Source organism: Oribacterium sp. HCP28S3_H8, from assembly GCF_052064775.1.
Classification (GTDB): Bacteria; Bacillota; Clostridia; order Lachnospirales; family Lachnospiraceae; genus Oribacterium.
In genome coordinates, this window is sequence record NZ_JBQHUZ010000035.1 from 1 (window position 1) to 624 (window position 624).

3 protein-coding genes are annotated in these 624 nt (G+C 49.0%); all 3 read right to left on the reverse strand.

All coding sequences use genetic code 11. The features are described from left to right. A partial coding sequence (locus tag ACTNEN_RS13345) for an arsenate reductase family protein (protein WP_441206942.1) occupies nucleotides 1–104 on the reverse strand: 104 nt, incomplete at its 3' end. Then, nucleotides 101–349 carry an AlkZ-related protein gene (locus ACTNEN_RS13350; protein ID WP_441206953.1) on the reverse strand — a complete coding sequence of 83 codons (249 nt, stop codon included), beginning with the start codon at nucleotides 347–349 and terminating at the stop codon, nucleotides 101–103. The genes ACTNEN_RS13350 and ACTNEN_RS13345, both read right to left, overlap by 4 nt. Further along, entirely contained in the window at nucleotides 237–512 is a 276-nt protein-coding gene (locus tag ACTNEN_RS13355; protein WP_441206954.1) for a DUF434 domain-containing protein, read from the reverse strand. Before ACTNEN_RS13355 ends, ACTNEN_RS13350 begins: the two co-directional genes overlap by 113 nt. Nucleotides 513–624: the final 112 nt, after the last annotated feature.

Consider the following 624-nt stretch of genomic DNA (forward strand, 5'->3'; position numbering starts at 1 on the left):
TGTGCAAGGTCAATCGCCTGAAACTTAATTCCCCGCTCCTTGAAAAAACGCTCCGCTTTTCTTGTATCCGCACTCTTCTTCGTGCCGAAAATCTGAATGTTCATGACTGTTTCCCCTTTTTCATAGCAGTCCGAGTTCCTGAACTGCCAGCCAGTTTCAGAATCACCTTCTCCGCTGCCTCCGGATAGAACTCCTTCACCCTGTCCACGATCTTCCGCAGGGAATCCTTCGGCTCCTCACTGTATGCCGCCGTCACCTGCTCTCTTCCGAAAATATGCTCCGGCGTCGCCAGCACTACGATAGCCCAGCCGTAGGATTTGTCCTCTCTTGTGATAGTGATCCCCCACAAACTGCGTGACCGGCTTCAGATGATATCCGCGGTTAAGGAGATATCTTACCTCTGTGCCTGCTTTTCTGAGAAACAACACAGACTCTGCAGAAAACTGCCTCTCGTCTTCCGGCGCAAAGCCGCGCCGGACATTCTTTTTCACTTCATTGTTGTTACTAATCATGACCTATATTCAAAATTCTTAGATCTGGTCGAGCCGAACATAATGTCCGCAATCGCATCGAATATAGAGTCCATATCTTCCCAAAGAAGCATGGATGTAACAATGGTGCTCC

Coding starts and splice junctions, on each gene's coding strand:
- ACTNEN_RS13355 (WP_441206954.1), bottom strand. CDS start 512: ATGATTAGTAACAACAATGAAGTGAAAAAGAATGTCCGGCGCGGCTTT.